The sequence below is a fragment of the Gordonia sp. UBA7599 genome (genome assembly GCA_002477755.1).
Classification (GTDB): domain Bacteria; phylum Actinomycetota; class Actinomycetes; order Mycobacteriales; family Mycobacteriaceae; genus Gordonia.
Map to the genome: position 1 here is coordinate 1 of DLKD01000064.1, position 13,635 is coordinate 13,635.

The 13,635-nt window shown below is 68.0% G+C and carries 17 protein-coding genes, 1 pseudogene and 1 riboswitch; of the genes and pseudogenes, 12 read left to right on the plus strand and 6 right to left on the minus strand.

The genetic code is table 11. From position 1 onward, the window contains the following. Nucleotides 1-595 (minus strand): phosphomethylpyrimidine synthase ThiC (locus tag B4L26_RS08280; RefSeq protein ID WP_290717892.1); only part of this gene is annotated, 595 nt, incomplete at its 3' end. Further along, a riboswitch (TPP riboswitch) is annotated at nt 584-697 on the minus strand. It overlaps the preceding gene by 12 nt. Nucleotides 698-864: 167 nt before the next feature. On the opposite strand from B4L26_RS08280, the gene B4L26_RS08285 reads away from it, so the two are divergent. The 10 genes and pseudogenes from B4L26_RS08285 (at nt 865) to B4L26_RS08330 (ending at nt 9,704) form a co-directional block, all read left to right on the plus strand. Then, nucleotides 865-1,206 carry a GNAT family N-acetyltransferase gene (locus tag B4L26_RS08285; protein ID WP_290717894.1) on the plus strand — a complete coding sequence of 114 codons (342 nt, stop codon included), beginning with the start codon at nt 865-867 and terminating at the stop codon, nt 1,204-1,206. Nucleotides 1,207-1,247: 41 nt separating this feature from the next. Then, nucleotides 1,248-2,003, plus strand: a complete 756-nt coding sequence (locus tag B4L26_RS08290; RefSeq protein WP_290717896.1) for a siderophore-interacting protein — start codon at nt 1,248-1,250, stop codon at nt 2,001-2,003. Nucleotides 2,004-2,110: 107 nt separating this feature from the next. Beyond that, on the plus strand, nt 2,111-3,211 hold the full coding sequence (locus tag B4L26_RS08295) for an alpha/beta fold hydrolase (RefSeq protein WP_290717898.1): 1,101 nt from the start codon (nt 2,111-2,113) through the stop codon (nt 3,209-3,211). A gap of 22 nt (nt 3,212-3,233) precedes the next feature. Continuing rightward, the gene (locus B4L26_RS08300; protein ID WP_290717900.1) at nt 3,234-4,622 is read left to right on the plus strand and encodes an ABC1 kinase family protein; all 1,389 of its coding nucleotides are present in this window, start codon (nt 3,234-3,236) and stop codon (nt 4,620-4,622) included. Nucleotides 4,623-4,726: 104 nt separating this feature from the next. Beyond that, a complete protein-coding gene (locus B4L26_RS08305; RefSeq protein WP_290717902.1) occupies nt 4,727-6,310 on the plus strand; it encodes a flavin-containing monooxygenase in 1,584 nt (527 codons plus the stop codon). A gap of 7 nt (nt 6,311-6,317) precedes the next feature. Continuing rightward, a pseudogene (locus B4L26_RS08310) lies at nt 6,318-7,160 on the plus strand (SDR family NAD(P)-dependent oxidoreductase); the annotation flags it as partial. Nucleotides 7,161-7,245: 85 nt separating this feature from the next. Further along, the gene (locus B4L26_RS08315; protein WP_290717904.1) at nt 7,246-7,386 is read left to right on the plus strand and encodes a hypothetical protein; all 141 of its coding nucleotides are present in this window, start codon (nt 7,246-7,248) and stop codon (nt 7,384-7,386) included. 47 nt (nt 7,387-7,433) lie between these two features. Continuing rightward, a complete protein-coding gene (locus B4L26_RS08320) occupies nt 7,434-8,183 on the plus strand; it encodes a TetR/AcrR family transcriptional regulator (protein WP_290717906.1) in 750 nt (249 codons plus the stop codon). Beyond that, on the plus strand, nt 8,176-8,781 hold the full coding sequence (locus tag B4L26_RS08325) for a TetR/AcrR family transcriptional regulator (protein ID WP_290717908.1): 606 nt from the start codon (nt 8,176-8,178) through the stop codon (nt 8,779-8,781). Before B4L26_RS08320 ends, B4L26_RS08325 begins: the two co-directional genes overlap by 8 nt. Before the next feature lie 11 nt (nt 8,782-8,792). Then, a complete protein-coding gene (locus B4L26_RS08330) occupies nt 8,793-9,704 on the plus strand; it encodes an SDR family NAD(P)-dependent oxidoreductase (RefSeq protein WP_290717910.1) in 912 nt (303 codons plus the stop codon). Here B4L26_RS08330 and B4L26_RS08335 read toward each other — a convergent pair. Genes B4L26_RS08335 through B4L26_RS08355 form a run of 5 tightly spaced genes read right to left on the minus strand, consistent with a single transcriptional unit; the run spans nt 9,701 to nt 12,657 of the window. Beyond that, a complete protein-coding gene (locus B4L26_RS08335) occupies nt 9,701-10,483 on the minus strand; it encodes an exodeoxyribonuclease III (RefSeq protein WP_290717958.1) in 783 nt (260 codons plus the stop codon). The genes B4L26_RS08330 and B4L26_RS08335 overlap by 4 nt on opposite strands. Next, nucleotides 10,483-10,953: a barstar family protein gene (locus B4L26_RS08340; RefSeq protein ID WP_290717912.1), complete on the minus strand. Its 471-nt coding sequence runs from the start codon at nt 10,951-10,953 to the stop codon at nt 10,483-10,485. Before B4L26_RS08340 ends, B4L26_RS08335 begins: the two co-directional genes overlap by 1 nt. Next, nucleotides 10,950-11,414: a ribonuclease domain-containing protein gene (locus B4L26_RS08345; protein WP_290717914.1), complete on the minus strand. Its 465-nt coding sequence runs from the start codon at nt 11,412-11,414 to the stop codon at nt 10,950-10,952. Before B4L26_RS08345 ends, B4L26_RS08340 begins: the two co-directional genes overlap by 4 nt. Before the next feature lie 17 nt (nt 11,415-11,431). Continuing rightward, nucleotides 11,432-12,052: a GNAT family N-acetyltransferase, cg3035/Rv0428c family gene (locus B4L26_RS08350; protein WP_290717916.1), complete on the minus strand. Its 621-nt coding sequence runs from the start codon at nt 12,050-12,052 to the stop codon at nt 11,432-11,434. Nucleotides 12,053-12,054: 2 nt separating this feature from the next. Beyond that, the gene (locus B4L26_RS08355; RefSeq protein ID WP_290717918.1) at nt 12,055-12,657 is read right to left on the minus strand and encodes a peptide deformylase; all 603 of its coding nucleotides are present in this window, start codon (nt 12,655-12,657) and stop codon (nt 12,055-12,057) included. A 120-nt stretch (nt 12,658-12,777) separates the two neighbouring features. Between B4L26_RS08355 and B4L26_RS08360 the strand changes: the two genes are divergently transcribed. Next, nucleotides 12,778-13,113: a DUF3263 domain-containing protein gene (locus tag B4L26_RS08360; RefSeq protein WP_290717920.1), complete on the plus strand. Its 336-nt coding sequence runs from the start codon at nt 12,778-12,780 to the stop codon at nt 13,111-13,113. Nucleotides 13,114-13,145: 32 nt separating this feature from the next. Further along, complete coding sequence (locus tag B4L26_RS08365) at nt 13,146-13,628, plus strand: LytR C-terminal domain-containing protein (RefSeq protein ID WP_290717922.1); 483 nt, start codon at nt 13,146-13,148, stop codon at nt 13,626-13,628. The last annotated feature ends 7 nt before the right edge of the window (nt 13,629-13,635 follow it).

A 13,635-nucleotide genomic window follows, 5' to 3' on the forward strand; every position in this document is an offset into this window, starting at 1 on the left:
CGATCCATTCGCGCGTGTCGTGGATGTTGCGGCCGGTCGACAGGTCCATGACCGTGTCGGCGCCCCAGCGGATCGCCCACACCATCTTGTCGACCTCCTCCTCCATCGAGGACGACACCGCTGAATTGCCGATGTTGGCGTTGATCTTCACGAGGAACTTCTTGCCGATGATCGTCGGCTCCAGTTCGGGGTGGTGGTGATTGGCGGGGATGACCGCGCGGCCGCGTGCGACCTCGCTGCGCACCAGCTCGGCGTCACACCCCTCGCGGGCGGCGATGAACGCCATCTCGTCGGTGACGATTCCCGCACGCGCCCAGGCCAGCTGCGTTGCGGCATCGTGGCCCGCTTCGGTCGGGGCGGGTTCGGGGCGTCGCCACCCGGCGCGCGTGGGCGCGAGGCCGGCGTCGAGGTCGATCACCGCGGTGTCGTCGGTGTAGGGCCCGGACGTGTCGTAGAGGTCGAGGTGCTCGCCGTTGGTGAGGTGGACGCGCCGCTGCGGGACGCGCAGACCCCCGACGTCGAGATAGTGCTTGGTGCTGCCCTCGATGGGGCCGGTGGTGACGGTGGTGGCTGTTTCGGGCACACGTGTGCTCATGATGGCTCCCTACGCCGGCATTACCCGGACAGGTTCAGGCGGTCGGCGACCGCCTGTCGCCATCTCAGCCCTCGGTGCGTGAGAGCCCCCGCGGATGTGGTGCGGTGCGAGTCGCCCCGCCCGCCCAGCCTACGACAGTCCTCCGAAAGTCTCGGAACGACGCAACAATGTTTTCACTCTGGTCACATCTGTCACATGAAGTAGTATGTGAGCCACATCACACGGCACAATCGGGAGTAGTACCGCAGCGCAGACTTAAGGAGGCCGCAATGGGTTTTCGCAAGAAGGCGGCTCAACCCGCCCAGGAGATCCTGCATCAGCTCAGCCAGGTCCAGCACAACCCGGACCGGGAGCGCTTCGAACTCTGGGTGGCCGGCGACCTGGTCGGCGTCCTGGGCTATCGCGCCGAGCGCGACTCCGACGGTGACGTCGTGACCGTTCTGCACACGGTCCTCTACGACGAATACACCGGCCACGGTCTGGCGACCCGCTTGACCCGCAGTGCCGTCGATTTCGTGAAGCAGCGCGGTGCGCGGCTGCGGCCGGTCTGCACGTTCACCCGGCATTACCTGGAGACCCACCCCGGGCAGGTGCGCCTCGCCGCCGTGTAACGCGACTCGCCAATTAGGTTAGGTTACGCTAACCTACCTGCATGACGACCTTCGCGACGAAGCCGGCCACTCGTGGATGGCAGGGTGCGGTCCTGCGCCTGCTGGGCGCTGATGACTTCCTTCTCACCGTCACCGGCGTCGACAAGATCACCGACCACTACGTGCGCGTCTACTTCGACGACGGCGGATTGCTGGCACACAAGGGCGTCCATCCGACCATGTGGATCCGCCTGTGGTTCGACAACGACGGCAAGCCGCACCAGCGCGCGTACACGCTCGTCGACCCTGACCCGGTCGCGGGCACTTTCGCCATCGAGTTCGCGATCCACGATGGACCCGCCTCGCAGTGGGCGGAATTCACTTTCGTCGGCGATTCGATCTCCTCGACGGTGATGGGCTCGTCCTTCGCATTGCCCACCCCTGCCCCCGACGGCTGGCTGATCGCCGGTGATGCTGCTTCACTGCCCGCGATCAACTCGCTGCTCGAGGCCATCGCCGTCTCGGACTCGCCGGACGTGCCCGTCACCGTCTGGATGGAGTACCAGCACGATGATGAGTACGCCCTGCCCCTGCGGATGCGCGACGACCATCGGGTGGAGTGGGTCGCCCGCGGCACCGACGGTACGGCGATCGTCGACGCGGTGCGCGCCGACGTCTTCGACGCCACCGGCTACCACGGCTGGGTGGCCACCGAGGCTGCGTCGACGCGCGCGATCGCCACGCTGCTACGGCGGGACTACGGACTGGGTCGATCCGCGGTCACGGCGCAGGCGTACTGGATCGCCGGATCGATCTGACCCGTTGGGCGCCAAGCACTTCGGGCGCACTGACTTCCGGGGGCCGTCGCCAACGACGTCGGCGGCCACCCGGGATATCTCATCTGACTCGCCGGTAAGATAGTGGGATGCTCGACTTCGACGCCGCTGCGCGCGGCTTGCGCAACCTCTGGTCACTGACTCTGGGCGACGGCATCGCGCCCCGTAACGACACCGAGCACACCACCGTGGCCACCGGTGAGCATCGCACGCTGCGGCGCTACGCCGACGACGCGGAGGTCCTCGCCGCGCGCGAGGCGGGCCGCGCCCCGGTGCTGCTCATACCACCGATTGCGGCACCCGCCCGCTGCTACGACCTCTCGGTCGACCATTCGGTCGTCGCGCATCTGCGCACCCAGGGCCGCGTGCCCTACGTCGTCGATTTCGGCGAGATCGGCTACGCCGATCGAGCGATGGGATTCGCCGACTTCATCACCGACATCATCCCCGAGGCCATCGGGCGAGTGCTCGACGACTTCGGTGCTCGTCAGGTCGACCTCTACGGGTGGAGCCTGGGCGGCACGCTGTCGTTGCTGACCGCGGCCGCGGCGCCCGAGGAGGACCGTCGTGTCCGCAGCATCGTCACCATCGCGACGCCCCTGGACTACAACGCACTGCCCGGCTATCCGCTGGCGCGCGTCCTCAACCGGCCCACCGGAGGTTGGGCGCCGACGGGTGTGCTGCGCCTGCTCGGTGGCATCCCTGCACCCGTGGTCCAGGTCGCCTATCGTGCAACGTCGTGGGACCGCGAGGTACGCAAACCGTGGTTCGTCGCCACGCACCTCGCCGAGTCGGACAAGCTGGCGCGCATGGAAGCGATCGACCGCTTCCAGCGCGAGTTCCCCGGCTATCCGGGCCGGCTCGCCGAACAGATGTGGGAGAGCTTCATCTACCGCGACGAGTTGTCGTCGGGTGTGCTCGACTTCGACGGGCTGACCGTGGATCTGTCGCGGATCGCGGTACCAGTGCAACTCGTCGGCAGCCACCGCGACGCCCTGTGCACGTGGAAGGCCGCGCGGCACGGCATCGAGCTTCTCATCGGCTCACCGCTGGTCGAGTTCACCACCGTCGAATCCAGCCACCTCGGTCTGCTCGCCGGCCCCGACGCCGTTGCACACACCTGGCCGACGATCGACTACTTCCTGCGCGGGGTCAACGCCTTGTCTGACCAGACCGCCGCGCACGTCTGAGCGTGTACCGTACGCTTGTACGATGAGTAACACACCCGAGCGCGGCGACTCGGCTGGGGGTGGAACGTCTCGGATCCGCCGCGGCAGGAAGATGGGCGGCCTGGTGGCGCGCCATGCCGGGCGCGAGGCGATCAACGCCGCCATGTCGCCGTTGCGCAGCCCGGAGAAGGAGGCCGCATCCCGCGAAGCTGCCATCCTGCGGCTCGCCGATGACATCGCGATGACCACCGCCGGGATGCGCGGCGCGGCACAGAAGCTCGGCCAGCTCATCGGCACGTTTGGTGTGGGGATCACCAACCGCGACACGCGCGAGGAGTTCCTCCGCCGACTGGCCCCGCTGTACGACTCGGTGCCCAAGTGGGACGACGCGGCGATGGACGCGACGATGCGTCGTTCGCTCGGTGCGCGCTACGGCGAGATCGACTCGTTGGAGGGGCCGGTCGCGGCTGCGTCGATCGGCCAGGTCTACCGCGGAACACTGCGCGACGGGCGCGCCGTGGCGGTCAAGGTGAAGTACCCCAACGTCGACGTGATGGTGCGAGCGGACCTGAAGAACCTACGGATGCTCGCGAAGATCGCGTCAAAGTACATGGTGGCCGCGAATGCGTCGCTGCTGGTCGAGGAAGTCATCCGCCAACTCACGCGGGAACTCGACTTCGCCGGCGAGTGCGCCAATCAGCGAGAGTTCGCGTTGCGCTATGCCGGTCACCCCGCGTTCGTCGTTCCCGACGTCGTGCCCGAGCTGTGCACCGACGAGGTGTTGGTCTCCGAATGGCTTGACGCAATGAGCTTCGACGATGCCTGCTCGCTTCCGCAGGCCCAGCGCAACCGGATCGGCGAAGCGGTGTACCGCTTCTACTGCGGTGAGATGTATCGGATCGGCCGGTTCGTCGCCGACCCGCACCCGGGCAACGTCCTGGTGCTGCCCGATGGGCGAGTCGGATTCGTCGACTTCGGCTTGTGTATCGCCTTGACTCCGGCGGAGCTGTCGCTGGAGCGCGAGGTCATCACCGCACTGTTGAACGGTGACAGGCAGGCGGCATACGACGCCGCGGTGCGCACGGGTTTCATCGTCGACCAGGATCGGGTGGAGGCCGAAGGCTTCGTCGACTACATCGGCGATGTCGTCGGCTGGCACGTGATTGAAGGCGAGCGGCAGATCACCCAGGGCCTCGCCGCCCGGTCGGCGGCGACGGCACTCACGTTGCAGGGCGGCCATTCTCGGGCCATCTCCGGGCAGGTGCTGGTCGAAGCGCACGCGTTCGGCCGGCGCAATGAACTCGCGACGTGCGCGCTGCTCGGTCGCCTCGGTGCCACCGGCCGGTGGTCGGACATCCTGGCAGAGCTGCTTTCGCTGCGCGGTCCGGCGACGCCACTGGGCGCCGAAATCGCGGAATGGGCGGCGCGGTAACGCTTCCGCCCAGCGAATAGGACGAGGGACCGATTTCCCTCTGGCAATTATAGGACTGGTGTGTCAGTCTTGTTTTGGTCACGTTTGATCAGAAGGGGGAATCGATGGCGAACGCTGCGGCCTCGGCGACACCGGAGCATCTCGTTGTCATCATCGGCGCCGGACCCGGCGGCATCTGCGCGTCGATTCTCCTGCAGGACCAGGGAATCGAGGACTTCGTCATCCTCGACCAGGCCGCCGACTTCGGGGGCAGTTGGCGAGACAACCACTACCCAGGTCTGGCGGTGGACGTCCCGGGATTCACCTACCAGTACACGTTCGCGCCCAACCCGAAGTGGCAGCGGATGTTCCCGATGGGTCGGCAGGTCTGGGAGTACCACCGCACCGTCGCGCGCCAGCACGGGCTCTACGAGCACGCGCGCTGGGACACCCGGGTGGTCAAGGAGGAATGGGATGACGCGGCGGGCTTCTGGCGGTTGCACATCGCCGACGGGTCGCAGATCACTGCGCGGTTCGTGATTTCGGCGATCGGCGCGTACATCACCGCCAAGGACGACCCGGGTATCCCCGGTTACCTCGACTTCACCGGGGAGGTCCTGCGGCCCAATGCGTGGAATCACGAGTACGACCTGCGCGGCAAGCGCGTCGCGGTGATCGGGACCGGCGCGAGCTCGGTCCAGATCTCCCCGTCAATCGCGCCACAGGTCGCCTTGCTAGAGGTCTACCAGCGCACTCCGGTTTGGGCGCTCCCGAAACCCGACGTCGCAATTCCCGGTCCGGTCGCACGCGCCATGGCCGGGCGAATCGTCGGCAAACCGCTCGCCGGAGTGGCGAACCTGTTCATCGAGGGAGCCCTGCGCGTGGCCTACCAGACCCCGCGTCCGCTGTTCCGGTGGGCCGCGCCGCGGTTCGACGGGGGCGCTCGACGTCTCTACCGCGCATACCTGCGCGGCGTCGTGCGCGACGAACGGGTGCGTGCCAAGCTCATGCCCGGATACGGGCCGCTCGGGAAGCGCCCGACCCTGTCGAACTCGTTCCTGCAGACGTTCAATCGGGACAACGTCGAGCTCATCGACGTGCCGATCGAGCGGATCGTTTCCGATGGGATCATCACCGCTGACGGCGTTCACCACCGGCTGGACGCGATCGTCCTTGCCACCGGGTACCACCTCTTCTCCGACCCGGAGAGCTACGTCGCGGGCACCGTCGTCGGGCGCGACGGATTCGACCTCGGCGTGTTCTACAACACGCAGCGACTCCAGGCCTACCAGTCGGTGGCGGTGCCGCGACTGCCGAACCGATGGATGGTGGTGGGCCCGTACTCGTGGATAGGCACCGGGTGGCACCTGCTCGTCGAGATCTCGTCGTCGCACGCGGTGAACGTGATCGCGGCGGCTGTGCGGCGCGATGAACCGATCGTCGAGGTCACCCAGCGCGCTCACGAGGAGTACCGCGCGATGATCCGTCGCAACGACGAGAACATCGACTTCTACTACAACACTCTCAATGCCGGCCTGCGGACCTACTACGTGAACTCTGACGGCGACATGCCTTACATCCGGCCGACCAGTCTCTTCGGTGCTCGACAACAGAGCCGGAACGTGGACCTGGACGCGTACGTGTTCCGGACCGCACCCCTCGACAGCATTGCCGACTGGCCGGTGGGCCGTGCAACGGCGGGAAGGTGAGCGCGAAATGAGATTCACCCCGATTCCCCTCGACGGCGCGGTCGCGCTCGTCACCGGCGGCGCGCGCGGTATCGGCTTTGCGATCGCAGAGCTGCTGGCACAACAGGGCGCCACAGTGGTGGTCGCCGACTTGTACCAGCCCGACGCCATCGAGGCCGCCACCCGGATTGGCCATGGCGCGCTCGGCCTCGGGCTTGACGTGGGCGACGACGATGCCTACGCGGCGGTCGTCGAGGCGGTGGAGCTCGCCGTCGGACCCATCGACATTGTCGTCAACAATGCCGGGATCATGCCGGTCGGCCGGGTCCTGGAGGAGCGGTATGGCGTCGCCCGGGCGACGATGGAGGCCAACTTCTGGTCGCACTACCACTCGTACCGAATCCTGGCGCCACGGATGATTGCACGCGGTCGCGGCCACTTCATCAACGTCACGTCGGCCGGCGGTGCGATCCACTCGCCCGGCCTGGCGACCTACGTGGCCAGTAAGCACGCCGCCACCGGATTCGCCCGTGGCGTCCGTGAAGAGCTGGTGGGCACCGGTGTCACCGTCTCGGTGGTGATGCCCTCGGCCGTACAGACCGAGCTGGTCAGCGGGATCCCGTTCAAGAGGTGGGAACGACGCGGGATCGTGACGCCGGAGTCAGTGGCACAGCGCGCGGTCGGAACCTTGCGCCGACGTCCCGCCGTCGTCGGCGCGCCGCGCGGCACAGTGGCGGCGGTGCGGGCGTACCACATCGTGCCGGAATGGCTATGGCTCCTGGGCCGCCGCGTCGTCGGTGCGGATCGGACAGTGCAGCCCTACGACAAGACCGCGCGGAAGGCCTACGACACGCGGATCGAGGTGCAGGTCCGCGACGACGAGGTACCGGTGCCCGACGAGGCGCTGGAGCACGACTATCAGACACAGGTCAGCGACGAGGGCGAGCGCGTGGCCGATGAAGCCTGAGGTCGACTATCTGGCGGTGATCATCGGGGCTGGAGTAGGTGGCCTCGGAATAGCCATCGCCCTCAAGCGCGCCGGCATCGAGGACCTCGCGTTCGAAACAGCATCCGCCGAGGCGGCGACGGTGCGGTGAAGACAGCCACGGAGCTAACTGCGCCTGGGCGGCTAGGATTCACCACTATGGAGGGTCCGGGGCCGGTCGCGCAAGAGGCCCTCGACCATGCCCACAGCACTCCCGTCGCCCCCCGAAAACGGGGTCGGCCACCGTCGGTCGGACTCGCCGACAAGCGTCGCGAACAGCTCACCCGGGCGGCCTTCGAGGTCTTCGTTGAGTATCCGTACACCGAGGCGCCGGTCAGCGAGATCGCCCGCCGGGCCGGTGTCGGCCAGGGCACGCTGTACCGGTACGTCGAGGGCAAGCGCGAACTGTTCGATCTCGTCGTCGACTGGTGCGTCGAGCAGCTGACCGACGCGGTCGACCTGGACGCGATCCTCGCCGCCGTCGACACGGGTGACGAGGCAGAAGCCGAGCAGGCGATCGAGGACCTCGGCGACCGGCTGTACGGGCTCGTTGATGCGAACCCAGGGATTCTGCGGCTCCTCGGCGTTCAGGCCGGAGTGGTCGACCGAGAGCTGCGCTATCGCCTGCGCGGCATCGCGGCGACCTTCGAGGCGCTGCTGATGCGAATTTTGCGTGAGGCGACCGAGCGTGGCTGGATGGACTTCGATCCCCGCGAGATCGATGTCGTAGCCCACGCCCTGCCCGGCATGGCCGTGCCGGGCATGCTGCTCGTGGGAGACGAACAGCACGACGATCTCGGCAAACGTGCGGACTACCTGGCCTCGGCCTCGAAGATCGGGCGTTCGGGGTTGCTCGCGCGCAAGGGCGCCGCCGCAGCGCAAACGGGTGACACGAGTGGCCATGGGTAAGCAGTCACGCCGTGAGGAACTGCTCGACGCGGCGCTGGCCGAGTGCGTCGAGAACGGCTACGCCGCGACCGGGGTCAAGGAGATCACCGCGCGCGCGGCGGTGAGCCACGGGACCTTCTACAACTACTTCGACAACCGTCGCGAACTGCTCGATGTGCTCGTCACCCGCGAGGTGGAGGGCTATCTGGACGTTCTGCGACGGGCCGCATTCTCACCCCACCCGGTGACCGAGGATGAGCTGCGGACGCAGATGCAGTCGGTGACGGCGGACCTGCTGGGGTTGGCGATGAACAGGATTGACGTGTCGGCGTTCCTGTCGATGAACGTCGCCGGCGTCGACAAGGAGACCCTGCGGAGCCATTTGCGGCACTTCCATGATCTGAGTGGCCTGGCGTCGGAGGTTCTGGCCAACGCGGCAGCGGAGGGCCTGATCGACGAATCGATCAGTCTGGAGTTCGCCGGGCAGGCGTGGATCTCGGCGATCCTCGCGGTCGTCATCCCCGCAGTCGCCGACGACCAGGACGTCGGCGACGTCGACGAGGTGGCACGGATTGTGACGCGCGTGCTGCTCGACGGTGTTCCCGCGCCGACCGCCTAGGATCTTCAGCCATGGCGAAGTCGTCGGTTCCCCGTCGGGTCTGGTCCGCGCGTCGAGGATTGGGCCGCGCGGCGGTAGCGTCGGCGACCTCACGCCTACGGCCGATGGATCCCGCGGGGGCGGTCATCCTGATCACCGGCGGATCGTCGGGGATAGGTGCGGCCACCGCGCGGCGATTCGTCCGCGACGGTGCGACCGTTGTCCTCGTCGCACGTGACGAGCAGCGCCTGACCGAGGCGGGGGAGGCGCTGGTCGCCGAGTTCGACGCGGTCGATCGAGTGGCCTGGTGGGCCGGTGACGTCACCGACGAAGATCGGATACGCGAGATCGTCGCGGCTGCCGCCGAGCGCTACGGGCGCATCGACGTCCTGATCAACAACGCGGGCCGATCGATCCGGCGCGGTGCTACATACGCGGTAGAGCGCACCCACGACTACCGGCGGACCATCGAGGCCAACTACCTCGGCGCGGTGACCTGCACGCTCGCCGTGCTGCCTGGGATGATCGAGCGGCGGCACGGCCGCATCGTGAACGTGTCCAGTATCAGCACCCAGATGTACAGCCCGCGCTACAGCGCGTACGTCGCCAGCAAGGCGGCACTCGACGCCTTCGGCGAGGTCCTGGCCGGGGAGGTGGCGACCAGGGGCATCACGGTCACCTCGGTGAAGGTCCCGCTGACCAAGACGCCGATGATCGAACCGTCGCGCCGGGTACAGCCCGGACCGGCGCTCACCCCGGCGCAGGCCGCCAAGCTGGTGGCCCGTGCGGTCCGCTACGGCCAGCCGACCGTGTCGACACCGGCCGGGCGTGTCGGGCGCTACATGACGGAGACTTTTCCCCGGTGGTCGCGCTTCACCCGCCAGGTCGAGTACCTCGCGTTCCCCGAGTCCGCGGCTGCGGTTCCCCGGACCGACCGCGCCTAGCGCATGTCGAGTACGACCGGCGCGTGGTCGCTGGCGCCTGGCTCCTTGCGGGCTGCCTTGTCGATCGACGCGTCGAACACGCGGTCGTTCAACGCCGGTGAGCACAGCACGAAGTCGATCCGCATGCCCTGGTTGCGGGGGAACCGCAACTGTTGGTAGTCCCAGAACGTGTAGGTCTTCGCGGTATCCAGATAGGGCCGTGCCGCATCGGTGTACCCGGCCTGCGCGAAGGCGTCGAATGCCGCGCGCTCCGCGTCGGTGACGTGGGTCTTGCCCTCGAATTCCGCGGTGTCCCAGACGTCGGCATCGGTCGGTGCGACATTCCAGTCGCCAGCCAGTGCGATTTGCGCGGCTGGGTCGTGGGCCAACCACAGGGCCGCACGGTCGCGCAACGCGGTCAGCCAGTCGAGTTTGTAAACGAAGTGCGGGTCGCCGGGCGCCCGTCCGTTGGGAACGTACAGGCTCCAGACCCGCACTCCGCCGCATACCGCCGATATCGCGCGAGCCTCGACCTCACCGTCGAACGCGGGTTGTCCCTCGAATCCGTACTCCACCTCGTCGAGGCCGATGCGCGAGGCGATGGCGACCCCGTTGTAGCCGCCCGATCCGGTGAACGCGACGTCATACCCGGCGGCGAGGAAGCTCATCACTGGGAAGCCGTCGTCGGTGCACTTGGTCTCCTGCAGCGCCACGACGTCCACGTCGGCGTCGACCGCCCACGCGACGACCGACTCCGACCGCGCACGGATGGAGTTCACGTTCCACGAGGCCAATCGCATCATCGGACCTCCGTGACGCTCGCGCCCGCTGCCCGCCACCGTCGCAGCGCCGCCGGTGCCTGCCGCGCGGTCGCCAGCAACAGCACCCCGAACGCGCGGTCCGGCGCGTATTCATCGGCGTAGAAGGCCAGCGAGTCGATGAACCACGACAGCTCACCGGGGGCGTCGTCGAGCAGCGCGGCGGGGGCGGTGACCTCGGTGAGGTAGCCGCGGCCCGAATCGGGCAGGTCGCCCATGCAGTCGTCGAAGGCGTCCTTGTTCATGCCGAAATGATCGGGGAAATCCCAGGCCGCGGCCATCGCGCGGTAGAGGCCGGGCAGCGTGCGGGCATGTTCACCGTCGATGCGCCGCACCGCAACTCCGGACGGCGTCGGGGCAGGAGTGCCGTCGACGACGCGCAGCGCCACCGTCGGCCCGCCGCTGCGGGTCGCGGCCAGGAAGTCGTCAATTGTCGTGTCGGCGGTGCTCACCGTGAGGGCCCCCGGATCTGGTGGAAGGAGCGGTAGTGGTCCAGTGTGTACCAGGCACTGCCGTCGGCACCGGTGATGATGCGCTCGGCGTCACGGCTGCGGCCCGGCTTCTTGGGGTTGACGTCCCACTCCTGGTAGCGGGCCCGTGCGCCCGTGGAATCCGTGCGCGGCAACTGTCCCTCGTTGTTGCGGAACGTGCGCCCGCCGCTGGTACCCGGGGCATTGGCCGCCTCCGGCCACTCGCCGGCGTCGATGAGGGACAGTGTGCGCACGACCCGGTCCGGTGCACCCTGCACGGCCACTTGGCCACCTTGTCCACCCTGGCCACCCTGACCGACGTGGTCACCGCCTCCGCCGCCCGAGCCCATCCCGCCCATCAACCACACCAGCCCGACGACGAGCACGGTGAGGGCGATGCCGATCGCGATCCGGGTCGCGGTGGCGGGGGTAGACGGGCGCATCGCGTCGAGATTAGCTCTCAGTCGCCCAGGTCGCGATAGGCAACCCGGTGGTGCAGACGGAAACCGTCGGCACGCAACGAGGTCCCTCGTGTCAGGTCATCGGCCGCCACGGTCACAATGTCGGTCTCAGTACCGTCGTCGGCGACCCGCACGAGCCGGTGGAACTCCCCGCCCACCGCGGCGCCCACAGCAGTCCCGCCCGACACCAGGCGCTCGGGGAGCTCGACCACGGCGCGCAGTCCCCGCGAGGCGTACCACTGCTGCAACGCGGCGACCGTCGTCGAGTCCAGGCGCGCGCCCATGATCGCGGGCACCGCGCTATTGCGGGGAACTGCACTGTCGACGAGCGTGGCACCGGCGCGCACGCGCCAACCCAGGACCTCGTCGGACTCGGCAGCGTCGATCGCCCGCAGCGCCACGTCGCGGATCTCGTTGTTCCGCACGGCGCGATAGGGGAGCAGGCGAACCGAGGTGATGAGCTCGACCGGGACGGCCGCCGTGTCCAGGACCAGCGGATCACCGGAATTCACGATGACGCCGGTGACGTCGGACAGGGTCGCCCCGGCCGCATCGCGCCAGTCCGCCGGGGCTCCGGGCGCCAAGCGGTACCGGACCACCACGCGGTCGCCGACGAACACGTCTAGTCGTCGTGCCCGAACGGGTCCTCGACCTCACCGGGCATCCAGGCGAGCCCCGGTTTGCCCCAGCCGTTGCGCTTGACGGCCTTTTTCGCCGCGCGCGCATTGCGTCCGAGCAGGACGTCGACGTAGAGGAATCCGTCGAGGTGGCCGGTCTCGTGCTGCAGCATGCGCGCGAAGAAGCCGTGGCCCTCGATGTCCACCGGGTCGCCGTTGCGATCGACACCGGTGACGCGTGCCCACTCCGCGCGCCCAGTCGGGAACTGTTCACCGGGCACGGAGAGGCAGCCCTCGTCGTTGTCGTCGGGGTCGGGCATCGTCTCGGGGATGGCAGAGGTCTCCAGCACCGGGTTGATGACCTCGCCGCGACGGCGCTTGGCCGCACGGGACTCCCCGTCGGGGCAGTCGTAGACGAACATCCGCTTGCCGACGCCCACCTGGTTGGCCGCCAACCCGACGCCGTTGGCGGCGTCCATTGTTTCGTACATGTCGTCAAGGAGGGCCACGTCAGCGGCACTCGGACGACCGTCGGCGTCGAGCTCGACGGGTGCGGTGGGTTCGTGCAGCACCGGCTCGCCGACGATGCAGATCGGGAGAATCGCCATGGGCAACAGATTACGCAGTCCGATTGGGACGACCGCAATCACGGCGCGTCACGATGTGGCTGCGCCATTGCGGCGTGGTTAGATGACTAGCGAGACGAGCTTGATGTTCGAGGGAGCGTGATGGACGGGGCGACTGCGCGAAGCGAGCAGACCCAGCAGGCGGGGGCAACACCTGATCTCGATCCGAACGAGATCGGCGCTGACGGCCTGTCGCGCCGTGAGCGGGAGATCCTTTCGTTCGAACGGCAGTGGTGGAAGTACGCCGGGGCGAAAGAAGAGGCGATCAAAGAGCTCTTCGGGCTCTCCGCCACGCGCTACTACCAGGTGCTGAACGCGCTCGTCGACCGGCCTGAAGCGCTGGCCGCCGATCCGATGCTCGTCAAGCGGCTGCGCCGACTGCGCGCATCGCGCCAGAAGGCCCGCGCTGCGCGCCGTCTGGGATTCGACCTCTCCTAGTAGCCCGTCGCCCTGCGATAGAGTTGGGCTTGATGACAACCGAACGCGAACCCAACCATCTGCCGTTGCGTGCCGGGGCGATGCTGCTGCTGGCCGTGGCCGTCGTTTTCTTCGGCCTCGGCGCCCACCACTTGGCGACCTCCGGCGACTCCGACGCGCCGGCCCCGACGACCACCGCGTCGCCCACGGTCGCGCAGCGCACGACCTCGGCCCCGACGACCACCGTCGAGGCCTCGTCGACGCGGGTGTGCGTCGTCAACGCGGGCAGCGTCAGCGGCCTGGCCGGCTCGGTCACCCAGGAACTGAAGGCAAAGGGCTACAAGACCGCCGAACCGGCAAACATGTCGTCGAGCTCGTTGAGCGAGAACACCATCTTCTACCGCTCCGGCGACGAGGCGGCTGCCAAGCAGATCGCCACCGACCTCGGCGGCGGGTACAGCGTGGAATCGCGCCCCTCGGGGTCGTCGCTGCCTCAGTGCACCGACGGTGTGCTGGTCATCGCCATCACCGAATGAGAGGATC

What these genes read in the sequence shown, in the direction of transcription:
- B4L26_RS08285 (WP_290717894.1), top strand. Translation starts at nt 865, where the DNA reads ATGGGTTTTCGCAAGAAGGCGGCTCAACCCGCCCAGGAGATCCTGCAT.
- B4L26_RS08290 (WP_290717896.1), top strand. Translation starts at nt 1,248, where the DNA reads ATGACGACCTTCGCGACGAAGCCGGCCACTCGTGGATGGCAGGGTGCG.
- B4L26_RS08295 (WP_290717898.1), top strand. Translation starts at nt 2,111, where the DNA reads ATGCTCGACTTCGACGCCGCTGCGCGCGGCTTGCGCAACCTCTGGTCA.
- B4L26_RS08300 (WP_290717900.1), top strand. Translation starts at nt 3,234, where the DNA reads ATGAGTAACACACCCGAGCGCGGCGACTCGGCTGGGGGTGGAACGTCT.
- B4L26_RS08305 (WP_290717902.1), top strand. Translation starts at nt 4,727, where the DNA reads ATGGCGAACGCTGCGGCCTCGGCGACACCGGAGCATCTCGTTGTCATC.
- B4L26_RS08315 (WP_290717904.1), top strand. Translation starts at nt 7,246, where the DNA reads ATGAAGCCTGAGGTCGACTATCTGGCGGTGATCATCGGGGCTGGAGTA.
- B4L26_RS08320 (WP_290717906.1), top strand. Translation starts at nt 7,434, where the DNA reads ATGGAGGGTCCGGGGCCGGTCGCGCAAGAGGCCCTCGACCATGCCCAC.
- B4L26_RS08325 (WP_290717908.1), top strand. Translation starts at nt 8,176, where the DNA reads ATGGGTAAGCAGTCACGCCGTGAGGAACTGCTCGACGCGGCGCTGGCC.
- B4L26_RS08330 (WP_290717910.1), top strand. Translation starts at nt 8,793, where the DNA reads ATGGCGAAGTCGTCGGTTCCCCGTCGGGTCTGGTCCGCGCGTCGAGGA.
- B4L26_RS08335 (WP_290717958.1), bottom strand. Translation starts at nt 10,483, where the DNA reads ATGCGATTGGCCTCGTGGAACGTGAACTCCATCCGTGCGCGGTCGGAG.
- B4L26_RS08345 (WP_290717914.1), bottom strand. Translation starts at nt 11,414, where the DNA reads ATGCGCCCGTCTACCCCCGCCACCGCGACCCGGATCGCGATCGGCATC.
- B4L26_RS08355 (WP_290717918.1), bottom strand. Translation starts at nt 12,657, where the DNA reads ATGGCGATTCTCCCGATCTGCATCGTCGGCGAGCCGGTGCTGCACGAA.
- B4L26_RS08360 (WP_290717920.1), top strand. Translation starts at nt 12,778, where the DNA reads ATGGACGGGGCGACTGCGCGAAGCGAGCAGACCCAGCAGGCGGGGGCA.
- B4L26_RS08365 (WP_290717922.1), top strand. Translation starts at nt 13,146, where the DNA reads ATGACAACCGAACGCGAACCCAACCATCTGCCGTTGCGTGCCGGGGCG.